Here is a 25653-nt window from a genome sequence, read left to right on the forward strand (position 1 = left end):
CCTAATATAACTCCCCTTCTTCTATTTTCGGTCCTCTGACTTTCTTAACCGGGGGTCCTGCACAGGCACCGAAGCTATAAGTCTTTGGGTATACGGATGGACCGCCTGCTTCATCAGTTCGCCGCCCGGTTGCTCCTCCACAATCTGTCCCTGATACATTACAGCTACTCTGTCACAGAAACGGCTGACGACTGACAGATCATGTGTAATAAAAATATAAGCCAATCCCAGTTGAGCCTTCAGCTCCTGCAATAAATCCGTCATTTGCTTCCGCAGACCGGCATCGAGACTGGAGAACGGCTCATCACAAATAATCAGCTCCGGGCGAAGCGCAATCGCCCTGGCAATTCCGATTCTTTGCTGCTGGCCCCCGCTGAGTTCATGCGGATAACGGTACATGTATCGCCCCTCCAGACCCACTAGCTCCAGAGTTTCTGCAATCCGTTCCCTGCGTACTCCTGCATTTCCCATCCCGAAATTTCTTAACGGCTCCCCTATGATTTGCTCCACCGTAAACAGCGGGTTGAACGAAGCCAGGCTGTTCTGAAATACGGCCTGCAGCTTGCCCCGAATCCTCCGCATTTCACTTAAGCTCCAATCTGTGAAATCTGTACCTTGGTAGAGAACCCTTCCGGAGGATGGCCGTTCCAATCCAAGCAATAAACGGGCCAGCGTGCTTTTACCACTGCCGCTTTCCCCCACAAGTCCCAGATTTTCATGCGGCTTCAGCCGGAGTGACAGATGATTTACAGCCGCTGCCTTTTGGGCATCCGGTGTGAACCACCTCCCTTCCCGGCCATACACTTTACTCAGCCCTACAGCTTCAAGCAGATTCATGTCTCCCCTCCTCCATAGGTATATACTAATTCAGTTGTTATCTGCAGCTGAGAAGCTGTCTTGTATAGGGATGCACCGGATTGGCAAAGAGGGTGTACACATTGCCGGCTTCCACAATCTTTCCTGACTGCATTACATACACATAATCCGCAAGCTCTGCGACAACTCCAAAATCATGTGTGATTAACAGGATGCCCAGGCCCTCCGCATGTCTGATCCGATCCAGCTCCTTCAGAATCCGGGCTTGAACCGTAACATCAAGTGCTGTTGTCGGTTCATCGGCAATCAGAAGACGTGCCCCTGAGATTAGAGCGATGGCAATCATCACCCGCTGGCACATCCCGCCGCTGATCTGAAAAGGATATTTATTGTACAGCTGCTCAGGATCGCTTAGACCTGCCCGGTGCATCTGCTCCAAAGCCAGGGCTTTTGCCTCTTTCCTGGAAACCTTTCTGTGCAGCATCACCGTCTCTTTGATCTGCTTGCCAATAGGGAGCAGCGGATTAAGGGCGTTCATGGGATCCTGAAAGATAACGGCTATTTCTTTGCTCCGCAGCTTCTTAAGCTCACGTTTCGAGTATTCGCGAAGATTATTGTCACCCAGCCAAACTTCCCCCTTCTCTATCTTGCCCGGCGGGTCCAGCAGCCCCAGGATAGACAGGGCTGTTACACTTTTTCCACAGCCGCTTTCACCAACAAGTGCAACAATCTGCCGGGGCCTCACTTCCATACTCACATCATCTACAGCCGTGATTGCCTGATCCTTGGCATAGAAGCTGGTTCGCAGATGCTGGACTCTCAGCAGTGCTGTCTCTGTTAACATGTTCTACAATTCCTCCTTCTGTCCCGGTTTCCGCAGCCCCTCTCCCAGCAGGTTGAAGCCCAGAACTGAAAGCATAATCGCCAGTCCCGGATATAAAAGCAGCCGTGGTTCCGTTTGGATATACGGCCGGCTATCGTTCAGCATGACTCCCCACTCCGGTGTTGGAGGCTGGGCGCCCAGGCCCAGGAAAGACAGACCGGCAATTGAGAGCATAATTGTACCGATTTCGATGGAAGCCAGGACCAGGATAGGCCGGGCGGCATTTAAGAGAATATGCCGCAGAATAATCTGCAGATGCGTGGCGCCCCCAGCCTTGGCGGCCATAATGTAATCACTTTCCTTTATTTGCAGGACCATACTGCGGATAACTCTTGCATAGCCCGCCCACCACACCACTGCAAAAGAGATAAGCAGGTTTTTCATGCTAGGGCCAAGCACCGCTGTAACGGCCAGAGAGAGAATAAGGCTGGGGAAAGCCAGCAGGATGTCAATGACCCGCATGATCAAATGATCAACAATTCCCCCCACATAACCAGCGAGCAGGCCAACCGGAATACTAATAGAAAACACCGCCGCCAGTACCATCAGTGAATAATAAAGTGAAGTCCGCGTCCCATAGACCAGACGGGATAAGACGCAGCGCCCCAAATGGTCCGTACCCAGAGGGTACTCCCATGAAGGCATACTAAGCTTGTGTTCCATATGAATCTGAAGCGGATCGGATGGAGCAAGCCAAGGGGCAAATATTCCAATACATACGAACAGAAGCACAATTATCCCGCCAGCTTTGGCCCCGTTACTCTTGAACATATGAAGGCGGTTCAAGACAAGCGCCCCCTTTCTGCTGTTCACCGCAGCCTGATCCGCGGGTTCAGCAGTTGGTGGAGTAAGTCTACTGCGACGTTAATCAGAACAACGGCAACAGCCATTATTAATACATAGCCTTGAATAACCGTGTAGTCTTTGGCAAAGATAGCTTCCACTGCATATCTGCCGATACCAGGCCAGGAAAAGATGCTCTCCACAATTACCGAACCGCCCAGGAGCCCCCCTGTGTGAATCCCCAGCAAGGTGAGGCTGGGAAGAAGTGCATTGCGAAGCGCATGTCCGCTTATCACCTGCCATTCCCGCAGCCCCTTAGCCCTCGCCGCCTTAATATAGAGCTTGCCGAGAACTTCCAGCAGACTGGTACGGATCAGGCGGATATAGATTCCCGCCATGCCAAAGCCGAGAGTACATGCAGGCAAAATGACACTCGACCATCCCTCCATGCCCATCATAGGGAACCACTTCAGCTTCACCGCACCATAATAGATCAGCAGCAGGCCAAGCCAGTAGCCCGGCATGGAAACACTGAACAGCGCGCAGGCTCTTCCCAGACGATCCAGCAGACTTCCCGGATAGAGAGCAGAGCCGATGCCAAGCGGCAAGGCAATCAGAATTGCGGTCAACAAGGAGCTGCCGCTAAGGAGCACGGTAGCCGGGAAACGGCTCATAAGTTCTTCCCACACCGGCAAGCCGCTCCTGTAGGATTTCCCCAAATCCAGGTGAAACACGCGGTACAGCCAGTGCACAAATTGCATATGTATCGGCCCGTCCAGGCCAAGAGCATGTCTGGCGGCCCGGGTGGCCTCCAGAGTGGGCTTGATGCCGTCTGCACGCAGCATAATTTCCGCCGGATCTCCTGGTGTTAAGTGCATCAGTCCGAAGGTAATGCAGGAGATGCCAAGCAGCACGGGAATGATCTGCATCAGCCGCTGCAGCAGATAACGTAAAATGATATTCAACCCCAATACTTATTCGTAATAATTACGATTATAGCATAAAGTTTTAAAATTAATAGTCTAAATTTGACGTTCCAACAAAACATGGCCGCTCCAGGCGGAGCGGCCAACGATTAATATCAATATGCTTTTGTATTTCGATTTGGAAGCTTATTCGCCTTCCCGGATATTTTTTACCGTTTTGTGGACCAATGAAAAGTTCTGAAAAATCCGTTCTCCGCCTTGTCCAGTCGGTGCCTGGGCTACAAGCCCAACCTTAAGGGTCTGCCCCACCGGCAAGCTGAAAAACCGCATCATATAAAACTTGATCCCATCGGGCGAATGGTGGAAAGAGAACGCATTATTTACTCTGGCAACCTGCAGCCATACCGTATTTCCGTTAATATTACAGCCATTGGCGTCGTCTGAAGTATGATTGGTGACCACACTAACTACAGCGTGTGTGTCATAGTCTGTCTTTTCGAAGCAGGCTTTGGCCCATACCTGAAAGTCCTGCATCACCATAATTGTCGCCGAGTCATAAGTATCCTTGAAATCATGCGAAACCTGAACCCGCATCACAAAATCTCCGGTTACCTCTTTGTAATAAAAGGGGGCATTGCATAGGCTCTCCGGGGTAATTCCTGTTTCGGAAACGGCACCATTATTACAGAAGAAATCTGTTTCCGCCGGTGCTTCAATCACCAGTTTGTCCTCTACAAAGGTAGCCTTGCTTGGGTTAATCCACTTAAAATCATTAAAAATGGACTGCTGCATTGGAATTTCTCCTTTGATTGTTTTTTCAACCACGGTAAGGACCTGTCGCTCCGCATGGTTCTGTCTCTATTATACTTTAGTTCCGTATATTTCAAGCAATGTTTGTCATTGACTCCCAGCCAGCAGCTGCTAATCCTATTTCACTTTCATTTCATCTGCCTCCGGCAGTCTATAAAAATCCAATCCGAAATCGGCCAGAAAGGCAGATTAGTTTAGTCTCTATTTGCTTATACCATACCCGGCAATCTTCCGGTAGATGGTCGATTTTCCGATCCCCAGCATCTTGGCTGCGGCCACAGCATTGCCGCCGCATGTTTTAAGCGCACTGCAAATGCTCTCCATCTCAATCTGCTCCATTTTTTTGGCGGGCGACTCCGCTGAAGACCTCTGCGGAACCGCTGCATTACCGCTGTTCGTGTGCTGCAGAGGCGAGGTCCGTGCAGGAGGCAAATCCAGATGGGTAATGTCAGCAGAGCTGCATACATAATAAGCCCGCTGCACGGCATTCTGAAGCTCGCGCGCATTTCCCGGCCACTCATAGCTCTGCAAGGTCTTCAGAAAGGAGGGGCTGAAACGTTTGGCCGGACCGGGATGATCACGGTTGCACTTCAGCAGGAACAGTCTCGCCAGCGGGGCGATATCCTCCCTGCGTTCCCTTAGCGGCAACAGCTTGATATTGATCACATTCAAGCGGTAATACAAGTCGCTGCGGTATGATTTCCGGCTCACTTCCTCCGCCAGATCGCGGTTGGTGGCTGCAATGACTCTTACATCCAGCGTCCGCTCATGCTTGCCCCCGATTCTGCGGACCTTATGGTTATCCAGGACACGGAGCAGCTTTGCCTGAATTTCCAGCGGCAGTTCCCCGATTTCATCCAGAAAAATAGTCCCCCCGTGCGCCAGTTCAAACTTCCCCGGGTTGCCCTCCCGGAGCGCCCCTGTAAAGGAGCCTTTCTCGTATCCGAACAGCTCGCTCTCTACCAAATCTTTGGGGAGGGCAGCGCAGTTGATGGCAATAAACGGTCCACCGGCCCGCAGACTGGCATTATGAATCGATTGGGCAAACAGCTCCTTGCCCGTTCCGCTCTCCCCTTCGATCAGCACCGTACAGTTTGTCTTCGCTATTCTCTGCGCAAATGCGATTTGTCCCTGCATATAGGAATTGTCCGTGATGACTTCCGCGAACCGGTAATTCGCTTTGAAGCCGGCCAGTTGGTTGACCTCTTTACGCACCTGCCCGGCTTCCCGGATCGTGAGCGAAGCGCCCAGAATCTTGTCATCGAAGGTGAACGGATAGATGTTCACCATACAATCGATCTTGTTGCTGCCTACGGTGAGCGTACAATCGGCGTAGCTTAAATACCGCTCGCCGGCGAACACACTCTCCAAATCGACTTCTTTCAGCAGCTCCTTGATACTCAAGGCTTCCATTTGCTCCTGGCTAAGCATAAAGATGGAGGCCAGTCTTTCATTATAATGCCGCACGCGGTATCCGGTATCAATAACAAGCAGACCGTCCTGCATGGACTGGAAGACGGCATGCATCATTTGGCTCGCTTCCAGCATATGGAGCTGCTTCTCGATACTGCTGACCGCCGATACAACAACGCCGAACGTATGGGCATGAACATCCTCCGCCTTGCCAGACAGGTCCAGGCAGCCAATCACGTTGCCCCGGCTGTCATGAACCGGTGCAGCCGAACAGGTCCAGGCATGATGCGACGTGCAGTAATGCTCGCTGCCCAGCACCTGAACCGCATCATTGACAGCCAGCGCGGTACCCACCGCATTGGTGCCTACGCTGAGCTCATCCCATTTGGCCCCTTCCACGAAATTCACCTTGACACATTCCGGTTCGAGCTCCTTATTGAGCACCGTGTGCAGGAGAACACCGTCCTGATCGGTCAGGACAATTGCATATACCGTATCCTTGATGATCTGATAGATGCTGTCCATAACCGGCTTGGCAACGGAAAGAAGCTGCTTCTTCTCCTGCAGGCGGGAAGCCAGTTCCTCTTCCGATACCTGCAATCCCTTGCCGCTCATCGGATCGACTCCAGCCTCACGGCATCTTCTCCATGAAGCGGCTATGACCGGCTTTGTCCCGGCGGCACACTCGCCGCTGGATATGAAATGTTCCCAGTTCCCAAGCAATTGCGCATAGCTGGTTCGCATGTCTACAGCTCCTTTCTATCGCCTGCAGCGCCTATACTGGATATTCACGTCTGCCCGGAGCAGAGGCAATCCGCATGGATTCCCTGTACTTGGCAACCGTCCGGCGGGAGATGACCGCGCCTTGCTCAAGCAGAAGCTCAGCGATCCGGCGGTCGCTGTAGGCTGCCTGCTTATCTTCTCCCTCTATAAGTTCGCGGATGACCCGCTTCAAGGCATCCGGTGTCCAACCGCTGTCTTCCCCCGCAATACCGGAAGGAAAAAAATATTTCAGCTCAAAGGTTCCCCATACACATTGCATATACTTGCCCCGAACCGCCCGGCTTACCGTTGACTCATGAAGATCCAGCTCTTCGGCTATCCTGCCGAGCGTTAAGGGAACGAGATAATCCTGACCTCTTTCAAAAAAAGGCCGCTGCAGCCTAACAATGGCGCCGGCCACGCGGCACAAAGTCTTCCTGCGTTCTTCGAGGCATTTCATGATCCAGCTTGCCTGTTCGTTCTTCTCCCGCAGATAGCGGAGCGTTTCTTCGTCGCCGCTCAGGCTGAGCAGGCGTTGATAGCTCTCGGCAAAGGTAATCTGCGGGCAGGACAAGGGATGCGCGGCGGCTTCATGCGAGCCGTTCTTCTTCATAACATACACATCCGGTACAATGTATACCGCTGATTCCCCGTTATCCAAGGCATTCGCGGGACGGGGGTTCAAGGATTTAATCACACTGTATGCTTCCTGAATGCCCTTTAGGGAAGTTCTCAATTCCTTGGCAACACGGACCAGCTGATTGCCGCCCAGCTGCTCAAGATGGTGTTCGATCAGCAGCCGTAATAAAGGCGTCATTCTGCCGGAGTGCTCCAGCTGCAGCAGCAGACACTCCTGCAAATTCCTGGCGCCGACTCCGTACGGCTCCAGGGACTGTACGCGACTCAGTCCAGCTTCTATAACCTGACAGCCGACTCCCAGTTCAGCTGCAACCACCCCTACCTGTTCCGCAAAATATCCGTTATCATCCAAGCAGCCAATCAGATAGGCCGCAAGGAGCCGCTCACTCTTGGTCAGCGGCAGCAGTGCTAATTGCGACCGCAGATGATCCTGCAGATTGTGGCGTGGACCGGCCGCATACTGCAGCAAATGCTGCGTGCTTTTACAGCCCTTAACGCTGCTGCCGCCCCAAGAATACTGCACCTCAATCAACGGATTCTCCTCTGACAACCGGTGTACGTATTGGTCCAGCTCTTGCGAGTCCATTTGCAGCACCTCGACGGATTGCCGCAGCCCGGGAGACAAACCCATTCGTTGCTTGGTATCCAAAACCAGCCTCATTTGCTCACCCCTCAAACTGTATGCGCTTACATATTCTTTCTCTATTATAAAACGCCATAGAGTCCAATAAAGGCAAATACGATGAACTTAATATGACAATCCGCAGGCAAACCGGGATCAGCATACTCTGTTCATCGTATTTGAATTAGCACCGGAGGATTGAAGGCTATTCGTTAAACGTGAAGATGAATGGCCCGGCCATGAACAGCATGAGCGGCTTCATGCAGCGATTCCGCTACAGTCGGATGGGCGTGAATGGTGGTCACAATCTCCTCCAGTGTTGCTTCAAGGCGAATCGCCAGCGCTCCTTCCACAATGATGTCCGTTGCCCGTGGCCCGGCAATGTGCAGCCCCAGAATTTCATCATTGCCCGCGTCCACAACATACTTCACCAGCCCGCTGCTCTCACCCATAATCATGGATTTGGCATTGGCCTGAAGCGGGAATATGCCTGTCTTCACCCGGTATCCCTGCCGTTTGGCCTCTGCCTCCGTCATTCCTACGGATGCCAGCTCAGGCCGTGTGTAGACACAGGAAGGAACCGTTCTGAAATCAACCGGCGAGGGCTCACCCATAATCGCTTCCGCAGCTATAACCCCTTCAGCGGAGGCTACATGAGCCAGCATGATTCCTCCAATGCAATCTCCGATAGCGTAGATGCCCGGTATGCAGGTCTCCATACTCCGGTTAACCTGGATTGCACCGCGGGTAAGCTGTACCCCGATGTCCTCCAGTCCCAGGCCCGCAGTCACTGGTCTCCGGCCGATGGACAGCAGCACTTTATCCGCTTCTATAACATGGTTGCCGTTCCCGGAGGAAGTGACTACCCGCAGTCCCGCCGCCGACTGCTCGATTCTCTCCACCTTGGTCTCTGTGTGCACCTCAATGCCGGAGCTTGCGAATTCCTTCCGCAGGCACTGCACAATATCCCTGTCCATGGCCGCAATCAGTTCGGGCAGCATCTCAATAACCGTAACCTTGCAGCCCAGGCTGCTGTAGATACTGGCGAACTCGCAGCCGATCACCCCTCCGCCAATAATGCAAAGGCTCTCCGGTGCCGCAGGAAGCGAGAGTGCTTGATCGCTTGTAACAACCCCTTCCAGCTCTATGCCGGGAATAGGCACGACCGATGGCTCTGAACCGGTAGCAATAATCGCCCGGTCGAATCCAAGTATGCGGACACTGCCATCTGCTGCGGTTACTTCCAGCTCACGGCCACTGATAAATTTGCCGGAGCCGCCCAGCCTGGCAATCTTGTTTTTTTTGAGCAGCGTCTCGATGCCGCCCGTGTTCATTCTGATGATTTTATCTTTGCGTTTCTGCAGCTGGCCCCAGTTCACAGAGACCTCCGCCGTCTCAATGCCCAGCTCCTTGCCTTCCCGCTTCAGGTGTGTGTACAGCTCCGTGGAATGAAGCAGCACTTTGGTTGGTATGCAGCCGACATTAAGGCAGGTCCCGCCCAAAGCCTTTTTCTCCACAAGTGTAACTTCCGCTCCCAATTGGGCAGCCCGTATGGCTGCCACGTATCCGCCCGGTCCGCCTCCAAGCACAACGATCCTCATGGTTCTCTCTCCTTCTATGTTTTGTGAGCATCCGCTCCGGAAGCATAGCCACTCACAGGAGCAGCAGTGCCGGTTTTTCTGCATAGGCTTTGATTTTTTGCATAAATTGTGCCGCAACCGCTCCATCCACAGCTCTGTGGTCAGCAGTCAGGCTGAGGTTCATCAAGGGTCTGATGACGATCTCTCCATTGACGGCAACCGGGGTATCCACGATGGCATTAACGCCCAGAATGGCAACCTCAGGCTGATTGATAATCGGCGAAAAGGACTCCATGCCGTACATACCCAGATTGGTAATGGTAAAGGTGCCTCCCGTCAACTCCTCGGAGGTCAGGCTGTTATTTCTGGCTCCTGCCGCCAGCCGTTTCACTTCCTGCGATATTTCAGCCAGTCCTTTGTGGCTGGCGTTCTTAACCACAGGGACAATAAGTCCCTCCTCCAGTCCCACGGCTACTCCGATGTTGGCATAATTCCGCATAACAAACTCCGTGCCTTCAATAGAACAATTCAGGAGCGGAAACTCCAGCAGTGCCTTGGCTGCAATACTGACCAGCAGATCAGTATAAGTAACCTTGAGTGTATCCTTCAGCTGCTGTCTCAGGACACCCAGAGCGGTTGTATCCAGCCTCATATTGTAGGTTACAGCCGGAGAAACCGCCTGGCTCTCCAGCATCCGCTTGGCGATGATTCTGCGCATGCTGTTCATCGGCACCCGCGTGATTTCCTGTACAGCTGCCTGTACCGCCGGCTGCACAGCTGTCTTACTGGAGGCTGCCGCGAAGGAACGGATATCCTCCTTCATAATTCTTCCTTCCTTATGGAGCCCGGAAGGATCAATGCCTAAGGCTGCCGCTTCTATGGCTGCCGCCGGGGATATTTTCACTTTAGCCACGGCTCCGCTGCCGCCTTCTGCGTCACGCACATCTCCTGCGGTAATTCTGCCCTGCGGCCCGCTGCCCCTCACCTGACGCAGATCAACGGATAACAGCGCGGCTGTCTTCTTCGCATACGGCGAAGCTATGATTCGGCCACCGTCGGCAGGAACCGCCGCTTCACCCGCTGCGGCTGCGGCCGCCCCGGCTTCCGCCGGAGTTCCCGCCTGCTCAGGCGCGGGTACCACCGCCGGCACGCCGCCGCCAAGCAGAGCGGAAATGTCCTCATTGGCATCGCCGATGACGGCTACCGGCCGGAAGATGTCCACAGTGCCTTCCTCTACAATAATTTTCCGCAGCACTCCGCTAAGCTTCGCCTCAACTTCATTGGAGATTTTGTCTGTCTCCACATCAAACAGGATTTCCCCTTGGGCCACGGTGTCCCCCTCGGCTTTTCGCCAATTGGAGATTGTCCCTTCGGTCATAGTGAGCCCTAATTTGGGCATTACGATAAGTTCAGCCATTGTGCACCTCCGCAAGTTTGCTTATTGACGTTTCTTGGGACTGGTCAGAACATGCTCTTGATGCCCTGAATAATGTCTTCCGTATTTGGCAGCACATAGGCTTCCAGTGCGGGAGAATAAGGGACGGGGGTATTCAGTGCGCCAATTCGGACAACAGGAGCATCCAGCTCATCAAAACACAGCTCCGAGATCATGGCGGACAGCTCGCCCCCGAACCCGCCCCGCTTCACTTCTTCGGTGACAACAAGCGCCCGGTGCGTCTTGGCGACTGAAGTGAATATCGTTTCCTTGTCCAGCGGATAGAGCGAGCGCAGATCAATAACCTCCGCTTCAATTCCCTCTTCAGCCAGTACTTTCGCAGCAGTCAGCGCATCTTCCACTTGCTTGCCGTACGTAATAATGGATACGTCGCTTCCTTCTCTCTTGACACTGGCTACGCCAAAAGGAATCGCGGCAACCGTGTCGTCCACCTCGTATTTTTTCGAATACAGAATCTTGCTCTCGATATAGACCACCGGATTGTCATCTTCAATCGCAGTCAGCATCATTCCCCAGGCATCCTGGGCGTTGGAAGGATAGACCACCTTGAGTCCCGGAACATGTGTAACCCAGGCCTCCAGCGACCCGGAGTGCTGTGCCCCCGCACTGATTCCGCCCCCTGCCGGCAGCCGCAGCACAAGCGGTACGGAGATTTTGCCGCCGAACATGTATCTCATCTTCGCAGCCTGATTTACCAGTCCGTCCATGCCAAAGGTCAGAAAGTCAATGAACATCAGCTCAGCCACGGGTCTGAGCCCTGTTGCCGCAGCCCCCACGGAAGCTCCGACAATGATTCCTTCAGAAATCGGGGTATCCCGCACCCGCTCCTCGCCGAATTGCTCCCAGAGTCCCTTCGTTACCCCAAAGGTTCCTCCATACGGCCCGACATCCTCTCCAAGCAATACCACATTCGGGTCCTCCAGCATTTTGCTGCGCATTCCTTCACGGATCCCTTCACCATAGGTCATTTTTCTCATCTGCTGCGCGCCTCCTCAACGATATCGGAATAAATACCTTGAACCGAAGCTTCCAGGGCCGGATAACCGCTGGCAAAAGCGAAATCAAGCGCCTCCTGGATCTCCCCGTCAACCTCAGTCCCGATCTGTTTTAACTCGTCCGCCGTCATCAGCTTGTTCTCCATAAGGTACTTCTCAAATCTGGGGATCGGGTCCTTTTGCAGCCAGGCCTCCACTTCTTCCTTCGGTCTATAAGCTCCGGGATCACCTTCAAAGTGGCCATGCTGTCTGTACGTTTTGAATTCCAGCAGGGTAGGACCTTCGCCGTTTCTTGCCCGCTGTACGGCCTCTTGCACATGTTCATACACCGTAATCACGTCGTTACCGTCAGCCGTAAGGGAAGGCATACAATAGCCCTCGCCCCGTTTCGCAATGTCCTTGATTGTCTGGTGTCTGGCCTGACTGACCGATATCCCGTAGAGATTGTTCTCGCATACAAAAATAACCGGCAGCTTCCAGAGGCTCGCTAAATTCATCGCTTCATGAAAAGTGCTCTGATTGGTAGATGCATCTCCAAAAAAACACACGCTGACCTGATCGCTTCCTCTATAACTTGCGCTCCACGCGGCCCCGGTTGCAATCAGGTGGCCCGCACCGACAATTCCGTTGGCGCCGAGTATGCCCAGCTCCGCGTCCGCAATATGCATCGAACCGCCTTTGCCTTTACAATAGCCGGTTTCCTTGCCGAACAGCTCTGCCATCATATATTTCAGATTTCCGCCCTTGGCGACGATATGTCCATGCCCCCGGTGGGTGCTCGTAATATAATCGTCATCCCGCAGATTGGCGCAGGCCCCGACGGCGATTGCCTCTTCCCCGATATAAAGATGGACAAAGCCCGGTATTTTCCCTTCTGCAAAAAAGGTCGATGCCGTCTTTTCAAATTTCCGGATACTTAACATCTTCCGGTACATCCCGCTAAGCAATTCTTTTGTAATCCGCAAGTGAATCCCTCCTCTTGATTTGGCCCTCACCTCTATACCGAGCAAATTCCGTGCCAACTTTGCTGAATTTTCTATTTTTATTTTTTATGCGGATTCAGCCGATTGAACGGCAGATGCACAAAAACACCCTTTCCCAAAAAGGGAAAGGGTGGTGCGGGTTTTCCCATTCCGGGAAGTTTCCCGGAATGGGAATGCGAAAGCTTTTTTAGACCACATTCCATAATCTAAAGTCAGAGTCGTCTTCACTTTGTCTCCTAAATGCAGTCCACTGGCACGGTCCTGCTGTTATCAGACATGTTCAGGTTCTTCCGTTTGCAGCGTTACTTTGACTTTATCGAATGTACACTCACCGATAGGGTTTCCTTGCCGGTTAACACTTCCATTCGTTGGTTTTCCGTGATTATCAGTACACCAGGATTGGCTTTGGAAAGCCAGGAAATACGCGATCCACTTGTTTTCCAAGGTATAGTGCACCAGTACACATCCATCTTGGAATATTCCATTTTCATCAGCCTGATATTTGGTATTTCCTTGCATCATATGGACATCGTGAACTCCCAGATCGCCATCCTCATAATGCATTCCATATACATAAACGATTGCGCTGTCCTGCTCATCTTTGGCCTTGGACATGTATTTATCGATAAAATCATTCAAATCATAGGATTCCCCTGGTACAGTTACAGGGACTACCTGCATCTTGTTAGGGTTAAATAAACCACTGCGAATGTAATCCACAGCAATGTCCGAGTGGTTGGAATCTATATCGTGGAAACCAAAATTCATTGTCGGCAGAATAGTTATGGCACTGGCGTTATAATCCTCATCCGCGATATACAGGAGGTCAGGCATATGTCTGTCTTTTGAACGGACGTTAATTTTTACTTCGTAATTCTCACCTTCGTTCGTCTGGACAATTAACCCGTAATGTGGTGCGCGGCCTGATCTTTCCGGATTAGTCTCTACTACCCGTCCGATAAGCACTCCGTATCTTGGCATTAAATAACCTCCCGAGTCATTTTGTTATTACACAATATAGATTTTGTCCTGCGGCAACAGATGGTATGTAAAATTTCTAAAAAACTGTACTATATGAGTTGAACTGGAGAACTAGAAGGCTTGGGGATCTCCTAAGGAGCAAGGAGCTAAAGCTAAGTGGAAAAAGTAAAACTAATTCGCTGAAATCCTGGCTGCAGGAGGTTTTAGTGGGATTTTGTACACCTAATTCATGCCTATTCACCACATACGGCCGCTTTCAGCCGAATTAGTGATACTTTTTCCCACATAGGCTACTCCATTAGCCGAATGAGCCCGATTAGTGGTACTTTTCCCCGACTAAGGATGACTGGCTCTGAAAATTACAGAAGTTACATTACTCGGAAATTAATGCGCGGGGCCTTATGAGGACACGATAGGTGCCTTCACGATCGATCCGCGGCTGATGCGGAATGGAAATCCGTTATTGGGGAGAAAGATATCCACATTGTTGGACATGAACATCATTTCCTTAACGAAAAAAAAGCCCAATTCCCCGGAATTCAATTGAGAAATTGAGCTTTTTCAGTTATGTTGTCTTCGGACTCAGATGGTCTAATAATAAACACGCAATACAGCTTCCTCTTCCTGCAAGCCTTCAATCCGCTGAATCCTCTCTTGGCCGCCTGGCACAATTACTGAGGTGACGACGGGTAACCCTGCTTCTTGAATCCTGGCTATATCAAATTCCAGCAGCAGCTCCCCCTGCTCAACCGTTTGCCCTGTCACCACATGGGACACAAAGCCTTCACCTTTCAACGATACCGTATTTACCCCGACATGAATGAGAATCTGAATCCCATCCTCATTTTCCAGCAAAATTGCATGTTTGCTTTTATTCATAATGTGGGATATTTTCCCTGAAAAAGGCGCCCGCACCTCTCCTTTGGCGGGTTGAACAGCAAACCCTTCCCCCATAGCTTTCGTAGAGAACGCTTCATCGGGGACTTGCTCAAGACCCACTACTTGTCCGGGGACCGGGGAGATAATATCAAGGGTATTTTCTGCGATTTTGTTTTTTCTCCAGCCAAACATTTAATTCTTTCCTCTCTGAGTTAGGTCTCCGGCAAGTTTTTCAATTCATTAGTCGCCTTGCGGGTTCTCGTAATCTTATCGATAGAATCGTTAATATTAATTGAGGCGTAGGCATAATACAGCACATCCACGACAAAAAACTGGCTATGCTTGGAACTGGTTGCCGCACTTCTCACCTTTGCTTCAGGAGCTAGTGAGGTAAATAGATTGAAATCGCTTATATCGGATAACTCGCTGCGGCCAAACCCGGTAAAGCTAACGGTGGTCAATCCGCTTTTCCGGGCAAATTTCATCAGCTCCAGCACTTCCTTGGTTGCCGCGCTATACGAAATTCCAATAAATACGCTTCCCTTTGGTGCATTAGCCATACTCATTGTGAGCACATGGATATCATGAAACGCATATACATTTTTCCCCATCCGGAGCCATTTTTGGGCGATATCCTCTGCAACCAATGCCGATGCACCAATACCGTACGCAAATATGACGGGGGCCATGTACAGGCTGTGTGCCACTTTTTCAATCATGGCTACGTCAAGCTGGCCTACGGTATCCTTAAGAGACTGAATCACGTTAGACAAAATTTTATCGACGATCTCCGCCGTATTTTCATTTTTATTCAAATCAAAGTAACCTGTTTTTTGCCCCTGAGCCAGATCTGCCGACAAAGCTACCTTTAATTCGGGGAAGCCCTTCAGGCCTATGGATCGGCAAAAACGTACGACTGATGCACTGCTGGAAAGAGAACGTGAGGCCATTTCCTGTACGGACATAATCATCGCTTCTTCCGGGGACTCCAGTACAAAGCGGGCTACCTTTTGCTCGGATTGTGTTAATTTTGGCATCACATTTTCAATTCTGGATAAAATTTGACCCACTCCGACACCCATACCAACACCTCCGTAATGACGTGAACAATAAATTGTATACCTTAATATTATTCACAATAGGATGTTATGGCAAGAAACCGAAAGGGAAGCCGGTGCTTATGCAGCAACGGCAGCAGGGGAATATCCCTTTGGGCGACATACCCGATTACGTTAACCCGTTCATCGGCCGGCAAAGGCTGGAGGACAATTTGAAATTCCCCGCAGTACCGTAAATATTTATCATTATCGATTGTTAGGGCTCCGGCTGGACGTTCCACGGTATGCTCCGGAAGAATGCTTCCTCTAAAATGATGCCGCGCCTCCTCTGAACGAATGACGTCACGGGCTATATCAGGACGGTTATGGTGTTCAGTCTCCCATACATGTGATGGCCTCTGCTCCTCAACACCTAATAACACGGCTCCTTCATTCCAGGCAAGAAATTGCTGCATTGTCCAGGAGCTTACCGATAGATCGCCAATGAGAACATGATCTACAAAGCACTCCTGAACCAATTCCAAGTATCCGGCAAATGGAGACCTATGACGATGCTTCTCCAGGCTTGGCAGCCCCTCATGCAGCGGGCCCCTTAAATCTCCGTCTCCAGGAATAAAGGCAGCAACCGTTAACCCTTGAGATTGTAACCAGCGGTTCTGGTTCTGAAAAGTTGTCAGTTCAAGACCCGTCTCCGGTCTCGGATAATAATTGTGCCAAGCCTCTAAGGAGGCGAAATTCGCCTGCTGCTCATGCAAGCCGTCCAAAAATGCCTGATCGATTGTACTCGCATTCAAAGCAACACGCCATTCGCGGGTCAGCCCGGCAATTTCAGCAATATCCATCCCGTTATCAATTCTTAATCCTGTAACACCGCTAGCCTTCAATTGCTGTAACGAGAAATGGTTAAAGGTTCTTGGCGACACATCCACCATGAAGAGCATATCGTGTCTGAGGGCAAACTCCCCAATCCGCGTCAGCGGCTCCAGCAGCTCCCGCGGGTCCTCCTCCGGAATCTGCAGAGAAGTAAAAATGGAGTTGAATCCATTTCGCTGCATGTAGCGCAAATATTCCATTGTCTTATCAAGACTTTGTTCGGTTAGTGATACCAATACTCCACTCACTTGCGCACACTCCTTTGTGTCGGATCGTTATTGTTAAGTGATTAGGAAAAGCAATCTAGACTGCTTCGTCTGTGGTTCAGGCTTCCTTTGCTTGGCGTGCATCCTTTGGCGTACCGAACAAATAAGTGCAGATAAATCCAAAGAAGTATGCTGTAATCAAACCCAGCAGATACACCCACCATTTACCGTCAGCAATCAGCAGCAGCATTTCGATACCCGACGCCCCAATGGACATAGCGCCTACATTGCCAAAATATCCAATGACCGCACCACCAAATGCTCCACCCAGACACGCAGTTATGAATGGCTTACCTAGAGGAAGGGTTACGCCATAAATCAACGGTTCGCCAATGCCAAGCACACCTACAGGCAAAGCACCCTTAATAATGCCCGTAAGCTGCTTGTTCTTACGGCAGCGGATCCAAAGTGCCAGTCCCGCACCTACCTGACCTGCCCCGGCCATGGCCAGAATCGGAAGCAATATGGTCATCCCGGTCTGTGCAATCAATTCGATATGAATGGGTGTCATGATGTGGTGCAGACCCAGCATAACCATAACCAGCCAGATTCCGCCGAGGAAAAAGCCCGCAAACGCCCCGCCTACAGATAATATCCAGTTGACGGCAATAAGCAGATTGTCAGCAACAAACCCGGCAAATGGCATGATCAAAAAGATGGTCAGGAGTCCGGTTACCAGTACACTCAGAAATGAAGTTACAATCAGATCGATGGAGTTAGGCATCATTTTATGCAATCTTTTTTCAATCACGGATAAAATCCAAACCGCCAATACAACACCAATGATACCGCCTTGCCCGGCAATCAGAGGTTCTCCCGTAAATAAATTGCGGATAGGCAGTTCCGGCTTCATCCCGGTGAGCAGCGTCGCACCGCCAATAACACCGCCTAGTGACGGGCTTGCACCAAATACTCTGGCAGAGTTGATGCCCACAAAAATAGCCATATAGGAGAAGATGCCGTTTTTGATGACATTGAGAATCAGGTTAAATTGCGCCCAGCCTTCACCGGACAGATGTCCCGCTGTGATGAAATTGCCAATAACGGAGGTAATCCCCGCTAAGAGACCAGCCGCGACAAATGCAGGTGCCAGCGGAATAAAAATATTTGAAATCGATTTCAAGAAGTTTTTCACAGGCGTATTGTTTTTTTCCTTATATTTCTCTTTATTCTGAGCCGCAAGCTGCTCTGCCTTCTCTTTGTCGCTTAATCTGTTTGTCCGGCTATCCGGGTCCGGGAGTCCATGGGCAGCCTGTAAGGGAATGGCTTCTCCCAGCTCCACTCCGCTGATGTCTGCAATTACCCTGGATACCTTCTCGACCAGACCTGGGCCGACAATAATTTGCAGTGTTGATTCCTCGATTACGCCTATTACACCGGGAACACGCTTCAACTCCCCGATGCTCGCCAAGCTTTCGTCTCTTAAAGTGATTCGGACCCGCGTCATACAGTGGGTAATCATTTCCACATTTTGAATCCCTCCCACCGTACCCAAAATGCCATGTGCCAAATCCTTTTCCTTTGACATGGTTATTCCCCCTTGTGGTGTTGTACCGCCTGACGTATGAAACCTCCCGATTCCTGCAGTCTTTGCTGCGCTTCTTCAAGCCCAAGTCCCGCAAGCAGCATCACTACAGCTGCTTTCACCTGATGATGGCTTCTTTCATAATAAATGGAGGCTGTCTCCATATCGCAGCCTGTAATCTCGCTGATTATCGATTTGGCTCTGATCACAAGCTTCTCATTTGTCGGCTGCACATCCACCATTAAATTGCTGTATACCTTGCCTATACCGATCATGGCTGCGGTGGAAATCATGTTCAGCACCATCTTCTGGGCTGTTCCGGCCTTCAAGCGGGTAGAACCTGTTAGTATCTCCGCCCCTGTCAAAATTTCGATCGGATATTGGGCATATTTACTGATCTCTGCATTTGGATTGCAGGACAAGCTGGCTGTAGACGCCCCCATCCGGGCAGCATATTTCAGTGCGCCAATGACATACGGTGTCCTCCCGCTGGCGGCTATTCCCACTACAGTATCATTATGCGTCAGAGTTAGCTGTTTAAGATCAGCCTCACCTTGTTCCTCTGAATCCTCTGCACCTTCGACTGCCTGTCTGATTGCCGTTTCTCCACCCGCTATCAACCCCTGCACCATGTCCGGACCGGTTCCAAATGTAGGAACACACTCTACGGCGTCGAGAATCCCCAATCTTCCGCTAGTTCCTGCCCCGGTATAAATCAGACGGCCGCCCTGCTTGAAGCTTTGTACAACACATGTGACTACCTTTTCGATCTCCCCCAGCTTTTCTTTCACTGCCAGGGATACCTTCTCATCCTCCTCCTGCATGAGCTTGAGTACGGCTGCAGGGGATAACTGGTCCAGCTCCAAAGTCCGTTGATTGCGTGTCTCCGTGGTTAAATTCTCCAGCAATATATTCATCCTTTCCTCTAAACTAATCATTCTCTTGATATATTTTGTTGGCCCTATTATATCTCGTGTGTAATATTATTACAATATGTTTGTTAGTTTCATGTAATATTATTTCAATATTTTTACCCGGTTACAATACCGGATAAGGCCTCTATCATGCTTTTTGGGTCAAAAGCGAAAAGAAGCCATCGTAAAAATCGACGGCTTCTTTGTTGTTTTTCGCTATAAAATAGGGAAATCAAAATAGCTGTTGGGGTATGGCTCGCTTCTTAATACATAGTGCCACCATTCGAAGCTATATGGTTCAAACCCATTGTTTTCCATGATGGTACGCAAAAGTCTGCGATTTTGCGCTTCCATGCTTGTAATCTCTTTTGCCGCATGGTGTGAACGCTTATCCATAAAGTCGAAGCTGCTTCCCGTGGAAACAAGCTCACCCGTATCTAAGCGGTAAAGCGTAAGATCAATAGCACTTCCGCGACTATGACTTGATTGCGACGCTATATATCCCTTTGCAAACATCTCGGTTCGCTCGAGATTCGGATAGTATCTTTCTTTTGTGAGGTTGTCTTCCGGTTGTTCGGACCAACGCAGGAAGCACTCTACCGCACGTTTAGGCCGATACCCGTCCCATAACAGCAAACCGTACCCAAGTCCCGCCGCTTGCTCCTGCACCTCCAGCAACGCAAGAGCTAAGGCATGTGTTCCCACTATGCGATTGACCTCATATCCGTCTACTGGTTTCCCAGTGAAATTGTCCCACGTGGCATATTTGGCGTCCCAACGAACACCATGCAATACTTCATCTAAAAAAACAAATCCCTTTTCCATGCCTATCACCCCTTTAACGCTATTACGATCAGGCGGTCAATCAGTTCGGGAAGCGTTATACCTGCAGCGGCCATCATACGGGGATAACGGCTGTATGACGTAAAACCGGGCAGGGTATTGACTTCGTTAAGCACAATGCGGCCGTCATGTTGTAAAAACATATCAACACGGGAAAGGCCTCTACAGCCGAGCGCCTTGTATATTTTTTTTGCCGTTTCCCGTATCCGTCCTTGCTCCTCTGCCGACAGGTCTGCGGGAATGGTTATAACTGCGTTTTCAGAGCCTTTTTCCGGCTCGGCTTCCTGATGAATGCGAAAAATACCTTGCCGTAACCTGATTTGGTCCACCTCGCCAACAATCAGCTCGGAACCGTTTCCCAATACGGCACAACCGACCTCACTGCCCAAAACAGCCTGCTCAATTAAGATTTTGTTGTCATATTGTCTTGCGGATTCAATTGCGGCGTCCAATTCGCCTGTATTATCGACCTTTTTTACGCCAAAGGATGAGCCGGACCTCGCCGGCTTAACAAAAACAGGATATGTAAACCTATCTGCCGTTGGCGTGTCGTTTTCATTGACGACCCAAAATTCGGGAGTAGCTATACCGGCGTTTTTCGCAACGATGTATGCCAGCGATTTGTCCATACAAATTGCCGAGCTTTGAATATCGCAGCCTACAAAGGGAATGCCGGACAATTCAAACAGCCCTTGTATTGCTCCATCTTCACCCCACTTGCCGTGCAAAACCGGAAACGCTACATCAATACGGCGGATTTCATATTCATGGCTCTTTATCACAAGCAAACCGTGCATTTTTTTATCCGGCAAAAGTACAGCTGAACAGCAATCGCCGTTTTCCCATTCCGTGCAAGGCTTTTCGCACATTTTCCAAGCACCGGATTTCGTAATTCCAATGTATAACGGCTCGTATTTTTCGTTGTCAATGTTAGCGGCGATCTCTATTGCGGATTTTACCGACACGTCATGCTCCTCCGAGCAACCGCCAAACAGGATTGCAACCTTTAATCTATCCATGAGTCAGGCTCCTTTCAAAATCTAAACAGTTCTTGATTGTTTTTTCAACAGTATCCTGCAGCGCCCGTTCGGTATAGTAAGCCGTATGGGGCGTGATTATCACATTCGGCATCCTTTGAAGTTTCAGTAAAAATTGATTATCAATTGTTTTTTGTGTGCAATCAAAGTAGAAAAGTCCTTCCTCTCCCTCCAATACATCCAATGCGGCCCCGCCCAGTTTTCCGGTTTCCAATGCTTTAATAAGCGCAGCGGTATCTAAAAGCGCACCGCGCCCTGTATTGATAATAAACGCTCCTTGCTTCATTCCCTTTATTTGTTCGTGACCGATGATATGGTGCGTATCCGCACCCAGCGGTACATGAAGCGTAACAATATCGCTGTTTCGCAGCAGCTTGTCAAGCGGAACATAGTCTGCCGTTATTTTCTGGCAGCGATCATAAGCCAAGACATGACATCCAAACCCTTGCAGCCTCTCAATAACCGCTTTGCCTATGCGGCCAGTTCCCATCACACCGACGGTCATGTCCCGCAGTTCTTTTCCGCGGACGCTGTCCAGCTTGAAATCATATTTTTCCACAGAGCGTACAATGGACTTCGCGTTGCGTACCGCCATAAGCATCAGCATTACGGTATAATCAGCAACGCTATCCGGCGAATACGCCACATTGCCGATAGCGATGCCCATTTTCTTAGCGGCAGTTGTATCTATATGATTGCAACCGATGCTTCGGGTAGAGATATATTTCACTCCGGCTCCCTTAAGCGCAAGAAGAATAGAAGCGGAGACCTCGGATTTGTGGCTCACACTGATACATTGATTGCAGGGGGCTGATATGGCGCTGGTTTCTGATACGGCGTCGCTTATAATAGTAGGCATGACGCCAAAGCGGGGGGACAGCCTGCGGAACACATCCGCCTCATCATGCTCGCAATCATAAACAGTAATGCCAATGTTGTTCATAAATTTTTCGCCTCCTTGATTTCTACGTACATTCGGTTTTCTCCCCGTAAACAGGTACTTGTGTGTGCCACGATTGCTATTATGGCTGCCCAATCTGTATTTCCCCTGTAGCCAAACTGTAGTTCGTCTGTAGCGGCGGGAAATAAAAAAGACCGGCAGGGAATACCTGCCGATCAAACTTGTTTATTCAATAAGGATATTCAGAGGCGTAATTTCACCAAGAATAACAAATATAATAAATAAGGTAATCCTATTGCGGATAGTATTGTGATTACAGCACGTACTTTTTTCTCATTTCGTAATATTAGCAGTAAAAACTTATAACCTATAATACCAACTAATCCACCCATGCAATTTAGAATTATATCATCAACATCTGCTGCTCCGATGCCTAAAAGCCCCTGAGTCATTTCAACAAATAAACTTACTATAAATATAAATAGCAGATTGGTTATTGCTCTTTTATCTTTTTTGAATAATGTCAAATATGTGCCAAGAGGAATAAAGATCTCTATATTGCCAACCACATTAGCGAATGAGAATTTTTTAATAGCGGCAGAGCTGCTAAATAAATATTCCATTATACTATTAAAAGGAATGAGATTGATTGACCTAACTATAGTTCTTTGACTATTAAACAAATCCAAAAGCGAAACTCTTGATAATAACAATAATTTAATTAAAAAAAGCATGTAACAAATGAAAACTCCAGATAAAAAGACCGTTTCAATTCTCTCTCGTTTATTCATAATTCCTTCTTCCTTTCATCCTTCGCAACAAAAGATATGCCCGGAAGCATACCACGCCGGTCAAAGTAAGAATTTATGGATTCTTATATCTTCGGCAATTCCATCCAAAACAGGACGCCGTCCGACGTGTTTTCCAAAGCAAAACCAACATCCATCGCTTCCAGTGTTTTCTGAACTATGGTCAGTCCCAGGCCGCTCCGTCCGTTTTTTCGGCTCCGCGCCTGATCTATGCGGTAGAATGGGTCAAATAGCTTCGGCAGAACCTCATCGCCAATTCTCGCCCTTGTGTTCAGTACACAAAGGCGGTATCGGTCAGCAACAGGCTCGCTCCATATCCGAATCTTGCCGCCTTCAGGAGTATTCTGCACCGCATTCAATATGATGTTGGAAAGCACCTTCTTTAACATTTTAGGATCCGTAAAGCAGGTCTGACCGTCAAAAATATTCATAACAATACGCTGACCGTTTGCCTCAGACAATGTCCGGTAATTAGGCAGCATGTCAGCAACTATATGTCTTATGTCCAGTCTTTCAGGAACGGGTACGATTTTCCCATTGTTCAGATTAACAATTTCCAGTATTTCAGAAATAATTTTGCTCTGCGCGTCCATCATCTTCACGCATTCGCGCAGGTATTTGGGGTGGTTTTTATAATCGCCTACATTTTCAAGCATTCCCTCCAACAAGACGCTTGTAGCTGCGATAGGCGTTTTGAGTTCATGGGAAGCCGCCGAGAAGAAATACCGCTGTGTTTCCTCCAGCTCGCGTTCCCGTAAGATTTCGTCCTCTAATTTGGAGATAGTGTCTTTCAGCTTGTCGTACATGGAATGAATGTCCCGGGCTAATGTGCCAAGTTCATCTTTACGCTCCGGCAGGGGCGGGACTTCTTCGAGATTAGACATTTTGGTTGTATTATTCGCCAAAGTTTTGATTGGCTTCGTCATCTGCCGGGCAAAAACAAACGCTCCTATGACGCAGACGGCAAGCATGGCAGACAACATAACAAGCGCACGCGCAACCCACTTATCATAGTTCACCGCAAAAACGTCATCTCTCAGAGCGTGAAAATTATAGTCTTTGTTGAGATTCACAAGAATCGTGGAGTTCTTGCCGCCAGGGGGCAGCTGGCCAATAGCGATGCCGGATATATCGGCACCGGGCGTTTCGTAAATAATGTGTCCGGCTTTATCTCTGATATAAAATTGAAAAGATGGGTCTCTTTCATAGAAACGTCTTGCCAATTCAGTTATGTCGTCTTTCCCTTGCGACTGGTCGGCCATACGCTGAAAGGTGTCGCTGATTCCCTCCATTCGGAGACGTGAGAAGTAGAACATAAGCTGTTGCGAAAACAGGGCTGCCGTCGCGCCGACCAACAATGACGAGAAAATTATTGTGTATATGAATACCTTGATGAATATACCGCTTCTCTTCATGTCGCTTCTTCCTCCAACCGGTAACCTACGCCGCGAACCGTCTTGATGATATTATCAGGCAACTTCGCCCGCAGGTTTTTGATGTGGGTATGCACGGTGCTGCCGTCACCGTCAAAATCATAACCCCACACGCGGGATAAGATAGTTTCATGAGATAGCGTCCTCCCCGTGTTCTGAACCAATAACATAAGGATTTCAAATTCTTTTAATGTCAGGGGCACTTCCTTGCTGCCGTAGATTGCTTTAAAATCCTCCGGCAGAAGCGTCAGCTTGCCAAAGCGGATTTCCCGCGCTAATGCCCCGCTTCGCCGGAGCAGGGCTTCCACACGTTTCAGCAGAAGCTGGATTTTGAACGGCTTTGTCACATAATCGTCCGCTTCGCCGTCAAACGCCCGGATTTGATTATCGTCGTCTGAAAGGGCGGTCATCATCAAAACAGGCGTATTATTCAGCTTGCGAAACTCCCGTAAAAGCTCGTGACCACTTAGGCTAGGCAGCATGATGTCGAGAATGACAAGGTGGTAAACATTATCATAAAAGTTTTTAAGCGCTTCGCTGCCATCTAAGCAGGCGTCTACTTTATATCCGGCTTCGCTTAAAAAGGTTTTGACGGTATTACATATATGCTCGTCATCTTCGACAAGCAGAATTCGTATGCCCATAAATATCCCTCCTGAAAAAAGATAGCATAGTAATCTGTAGTTTGACTGTAGATTTAAGATTTTTTTTGCCCAAGAGCACTCAAAGCGTATATTTAATTGCCCATTGTGCAATTTTGCTCTTTGGGCAATAATATAATGTATCAAAAAGAGCCCAGGCGGTTGTCTGTACTCAAGAAAGGAGGACGCATGGAACTTGAACCCAAGCTGACGCTCCGCGACAAAAAAAAGGAAGCAACAGCCTTTGCTTTAGCCGAAGCTGCCTTTGAGCTTGCGCTTGAACATGGAATGGAGGGCTTCATTGTCGACGATGTTGTCCAGAAGGCCGGCTATTCCCGGCGGACCTTTGCCAATTACTTCTCTTGCAAAGAGGAAGCGGTAGCAGAGTATTTTATCGGCAATGTTTCAAAAGAGGATAAAAATATGCTGTTTAAGGATATGCCTTCGGATGCAACACCGCTGGATGCCTTGTACAACCTGCTCAGGCTGCAGTTCACCTCTGAGTTTCTGCACAAATTACGGCAGTTCGTATTGCTCGCGAATCAGTATCCATCGCTGGAGCCTTATATCCTCAGCGTATTCCGCCGCTTGCAGATCGCCGCGCAGGAAACGCTCGAACAGTTCTCCCATGGACGTTATGCCGACGGCTATACCCATCTGCTTGCCGGAGCTGTCTACGGAGCATTCGTGCCCATTCTGGACGGGCGGTTAAACGTACTGCTGCCGGGTGAATCACAGGAAGAGGACTCCGGCGCTATGTCATTTGATCAATATTTAAATTCTATGTTCGCTTATTTACACAACGGCTTCTAAATCAGAGATACA

The 25653-nt window shown here is 49.6% G+C and carries 24 protein-coding genes; 1 reads left to right on the forward strand and 23 read right to left on the reverse strand.

Annotated features, from left to right (window positions below; genetic code table 11):
- Window positions 1–21 precede the first annotated feature (21 nt).
- The 23 genes from BLQ82_RS10940 to BLQ82_RS11050 all read right to left on the reverse strand — a co-directional run bounded on the left by BLQ82_RS10940 (window position 22) and on the right by BLQ82_RS11050 (window position 24831).
- Window positions 22–837, reverse strand: coding sequence for an ATP-binding cassette domain-containing protein (locus tag BLQ82_RS10940; protein ID WP_062527271.1), 816 nt, complete (start codon window positions 835–837; stop codon window positions 22–24).
- A 37-nt stretch (window positions 838–874) separates the two neighbouring features.
- Window positions 875–1660, reverse strand: a complete 786-nt coding sequence (locus BLQ82_RS10945) for an ABC transporter ATP-binding protein (RefSeq protein WP_062527270.1) — start codon at window positions 1658–1660, stop codon at window positions 875–877.
- 3 nt (window positions 1661–1663) lie between these two features.
- Window positions 1664–2470, reverse strand: coding sequence for a nickel transporter permease (gene nikC / locus BLQ82_RS10950; protein WP_062527805.1), 807 nt, complete (start codon window positions 2468–2470; stop codon window positions 1664–1666).
- 38 nt (window positions 2471–2508) lie between these two features.
- Window positions 2509–3447: a nickel ABC transporter permease gene (nikB, locus tag BLQ82_RS10955; RefSeq protein ID WP_244280764.1), complete on the reverse strand. Its 939-nt coding sequence runs from the start codon at window positions 3445–3447 to the stop codon at window positions 2509–2511.
- Between the two features lie 147 nt (window positions 3448–3594).
- A complete protein-coding gene (locus BLQ82_RS10960) occupies window positions 3595–4200 on the reverse strand; it encodes a DUF1349 domain-containing protein (protein ID WP_062527268.1) in 606 nt (201 codons plus the stop codon).
- Window positions 4201–4419: 219 nt separating this feature from the next.
- Window positions 4420–6375, reverse strand: coding sequence for a sigma-54-dependent Fis family transcriptional regulator (locus BLQ82_RS10965; protein ID WP_062527266.1), 1956 nt, complete (start codon window positions 6373–6375; stop codon window positions 4420–4422).
- A 31-nt stretch (window positions 6376–6406) separates the two neighbouring features.
- Window positions 6407–7693 carry an RNA polymerase factor sigma-54 gene (rpoN, locus tag BLQ82_RS10970; protein ID WP_062527264.1) on the reverse strand — a complete coding sequence of 429 codons (1287 nt, stop codon included), beginning with the start codon at window positions 7691–7693 and terminating at the stop codon, window positions 6407–6409.
- A 173-nt stretch (window positions 7694–7866) separates the two neighbouring features.
- Window positions 7867–9255 carry a dihydrolipoyl dehydrogenase gene (gene lpdA, locus BLQ82_RS10975; protein WP_062527262.1) on the reverse strand — a complete coding sequence of 463 codons (1389 nt, stop codon included), beginning with the start codon at window positions 9253–9255 and terminating at the stop codon, window positions 7867–7869.
- A gap of 52 nt (window positions 9256–9307) precedes the next feature.
- Window positions 9308–10651, reverse strand: coding sequence for a dihydrolipoamide acetyltransferase family protein (locus BLQ82_RS10980; protein ID WP_074648150.1), 1344 nt, complete (start codon window positions 10649–10651; stop codon window positions 9308–9310).
- 44 nt (window positions 10652–10695) lie between these two features.
- Window positions 10696–11667, reverse strand: coding sequence for an alpha-ketoacid dehydrogenase subunit beta (locus BLQ82_RS10985; RefSeq protein WP_062527258.1), 972 nt, complete (start codon window positions 11665–11667; stop codon window positions 10696–10698).
- Entirely contained in the window at window positions 11664–12620 is a 957-nt protein-coding gene (locus BLQ82_RS10990; protein ID WP_062527801.1) for a thiamine pyrophosphate-dependent dehydrogenase E1 component subunit alpha, read from the reverse strand. The genes BLQ82_RS10985 and BLQ82_RS10990 overlap by 4 nt, the downstream gene beginning before the upstream one ends.
- A 318-nt stretch (window positions 12621–12938) precedes the next feature.
- Window positions 12939–13649 carry a YukJ family protein gene (locus BLQ82_RS10995; protein ID WP_062527256.1) on the reverse strand — a complete coding sequence of 237 codons (711 nt, stop codon included), beginning with the start codon at window positions 13647–13649 and terminating at the stop codon, window positions 12939–12941.
- Between the two features lie 591 nt (window positions 13650–14240).
- A complete protein-coding gene (locus tag BLQ82_RS11000) occupies window positions 14241–14720 on the reverse strand; it encodes a PTS sugar transporter subunit IIA (protein ID WP_062527254.1) in 480 nt (159 codons plus the stop codon).
- Window positions 14721–14740: 20 nt separating this feature from the next.
- Window positions 14741–15610 (reverse strand): MurR/RpiR family transcriptional regulator, encoded by an 870-nt coding sequence (locus tag BLQ82_RS11005; RefSeq protein WP_062527252.1) that lies wholly within the window; start codon window positions 15608–15610, stop codon window positions 14741–14743.
- Window positions 15611–15657: 47 nt separating this feature from the next.
- The gene (locus BLQ82_RS11010; protein WP_062527250.1) at window positions 15658–16707 is read right to left on the reverse strand and encodes a MupG family TIM beta-alpha barrel fold protein; all 1050 of its coding nucleotides are present in this window, start codon (window positions 16705–16707) and stop codon (window positions 15658–15660) included.
- A gap of 76 nt (window positions 16708–16783) precedes the next feature.
- Complete coding sequence (locus tag BLQ82_RS11015) at window positions 16784–18253, reverse strand: PTS transporter subunit EIIC (RefSeq protein WP_062527249.1); 1470 nt, start codon at window positions 18251–18253, stop codon at window positions 16784–16786.
- Between the two features lie 2 nt (window positions 18254–18255).
- Complete coding sequence (gene murQ / locus BLQ82_RS11020) at window positions 18256–19158, reverse strand: N-acetylmuramic acid 6-phosphate etherase (RefSeq protein WP_208810867.1); 903 nt, start codon at window positions 19156–19158, stop codon at window positions 18256–18258.
- Window positions 19159–19380: 222 nt separating this feature from the next.
- Window positions 19381–19989 carry a D-Ala-D-Ala dipeptidase VanX gene (vanX, locus tag BLQ82_RS11025; protein WP_062527245.1) on the reverse strand — a complete coding sequence of 203 codons (609 nt, stop codon included), beginning with the start codon at window positions 19987–19989 and terminating at the stop codon, window positions 19381–19383.
- A gap of 5 nt (window positions 19990–19994) precedes the next feature.
- Entirely contained in the window at window positions 19995–21026 is a 1032-nt protein-coding gene (vanA, locus tag BLQ82_RS11030) for a D-alanine--(R)-lactate ligase (protein ID WP_062527243.1), read from the reverse strand.
- Window positions 21019–21987, reverse strand: coding sequence for a D-lactate dehydrogenase VanH (vanH, locus tag BLQ82_RS11035; RefSeq protein ID WP_062527240.1), 969 nt, complete (start codon window positions 21985–21987; stop codon window positions 21019–21021). Before vanH ends, vanA begins: the two co-directional genes overlap by 8 nt.
- A gap of 200 nt (window positions 21988–22187) precedes the next feature.
- Window positions 22188–22736, reverse strand: coding sequence for a VanZ family protein (locus tag BLQ82_RS11040; RefSeq protein ID WP_062527238.1), 549 nt, complete (start codon window positions 22734–22736; stop codon window positions 22188–22190).
- 83 nt (window positions 22737–22819) lie between these two features.
- Window positions 22820–24169, reverse strand: a complete 1350-nt coding sequence (locus tag BLQ82_RS11045; RefSeq protein WP_062527236.1) for a HAMP domain-containing sensor histidine kinase — start codon at window positions 24167–24169, stop codon at window positions 22820–22822.
- On the reverse strand, window positions 24166–24831 hold the full coding sequence (locus BLQ82_RS11050) for a response regulator transcription factor (protein ID WP_062527234.1): 666 nt from the start codon (window positions 24829–24831) through the stop codon (window positions 24166–24168). The genes BLQ82_RS11045 and BLQ82_RS11050 overlap by 4 nt, the downstream gene beginning before the upstream one ends.
- A gap of 186 nt (window positions 24832–25017) precedes the next feature.
- Between BLQ82_RS11050 and BLQ82_RS11055 the strand changes: the two genes are divergently transcribed.
- Window positions 25018–25641 carry a TetR/AcrR family transcriptional regulator gene (locus BLQ82_RS11055; RefSeq protein ID WP_062527232.1) on the forward strand — a complete coding sequence of 208 codons (624 nt, stop codon included), beginning with the start codon at window positions 25018–25020 and terminating at the stop codon, window positions 25639–25641.
- The last annotated feature ends 12 nt before the right edge of the window (window positions 25642–25653 follow it).

The organism is Paenibacillus jilunlii (genome assembly GCF_900102965.1).
GTDB lineage: Bacteria > Bacillota > Bacilli > Paenibacillales > Paenibacillaceae > Paenibacillus_AQ > Paenibacillus_AQ jilunlii.

Coding starts and splice junctions, on each gene's coding strand:
- BLQ82_RS10995 (WP_062527256.1), bottom strand. CDS start 13,649: ATGCCAAGATACGGAGTGCTTATCGGACGGGTAGTAGAGACTAATCCG.
- vanX (WP_062527245.1), bottom strand. CDS start 19,989: ATGGAAAAGGGATTTGTTTTTTTAGATGAAGTATTGCATGGTGTTCGT.
- BLQ82_RS11015 (WP_062527249.1), bottom strand. CDS start 18,253: ATGTCAAAGGAAAAGGATTTGGCACATGGCATTTTGGGTACGGTGGGA.
- BLQ82_RS10945 (WP_062527270.1), bottom strand. CDS start 1,660: ATGTTAACAGAGACAGCACTGCTGAGAGTCCAGCATCTGCGAACCAGC.
- BLQ82_RS10960 (WP_062527268.1), bottom strand. CDS start 4,200: ATGCAGCAGTCCATTTTTAATGATTTTAAGTGGATTAACCCAAGCAAG.
- BLQ82_RS10985 (WP_062527258.1), bottom strand. CDS start 11,667: ATGAGAAAAATGACCTATGGTGAAGGGATCCGTGAAGGAATGCGCAGC.
- BLQ82_RS10980 (WP_074648150.1), bottom strand. CDS start 10,651: ATGGCTGAACTTATCGTAATGCCCAAATTAGGGCTCACTATGACCGAA.
- BLQ82_RS11045 (WP_062527236.1), bottom strand. CDS start 24,169: ATGAAGAGAAGCGGTATATTCATCAAGGTATTCATATACACAATAATT.
- BLQ82_RS10940 (WP_062527271.1), bottom strand. CDS start 837: ATGAATCTGCTTGAAGCTGTAGGGCTGAGTAAAGTGTATGGCCGGGAA.
- BLQ82_RS11040 (WP_062527238.1), bottom strand. CDS start 22,736: ATGAATAAACGAGAGAGAATTGAAACGGTCTTTTTATCTGGAGTTTTC.
- BLQ82_RS11005 (WP_062527252.1), bottom strand. CDS start 15,610: ATGGGTGTCGGAGTGGGTCAAATTTTATCCAGAATTGAAAATGTGATG.
- BLQ82_RS11055 (WP_062527232.1), top strand. CDS start 25,018: ATGGAACTTGAACCCAAGCTGACGCTCCGCGACAAAAAAAAGGAAGCA.
- nikC (WP_062527805.1), bottom strand. CDS start 2,470: ATGTTCAAGAGTAACGGGGCCAAAGCTGGCGGGATAATTGTGCTTCTG.
- rpoN (WP_062527264.1), bottom strand. CDS start 7,693: ATGAGGCTGGTTTTGGATACCAAGCAACGAATGGGTTTGTCTCCCGGG.
- lpdA (WP_062527262.1), bottom strand. CDS start 9,255: ATGAGGATCGTTGTGCTTGGAGGCGGACCGGGCGGATACGTGGCAGCC.
- BLQ82_RS11050 (WP_062527234.1), bottom strand. CDS start 24,831: ATGGGCATACGAATTCTGCTTGTCGAAGATGACGAGCATATATGTAAT.
- BLQ82_RS11000 (WP_062527254.1), bottom strand. CDS start 14,720: ATGTTTGGCTGGAGAAAAAACAAAATCGCAGAAAATACCCTTGATATT.
- BLQ82_RS10965 (WP_062527266.1), bottom strand. CDS start 6,375: ATGCGAACCAGCTATGCGCAATTGCTTGGGAACTGGGAACATTTCATA.
- vanH (WP_062527240.1), bottom strand. CDS start 21,987: ATGAACAACATTGGCATTACTGTTTATGATTGCGAGCATGATGAGGCG.
- BLQ82_RS10990 (WP_062527801.1), bottom strand. CDS start 12,620: ATGTACCGGAAGATGTTAAGTATCCGGAAATTTGAAAAGACGGCATCG.
- vanA (WP_062527243.1), bottom strand. CDS start 21,026: ATGGATAGATTAAAGGTTGCAATCCTGTTTGGCGGTTGCTCGGAGGAG.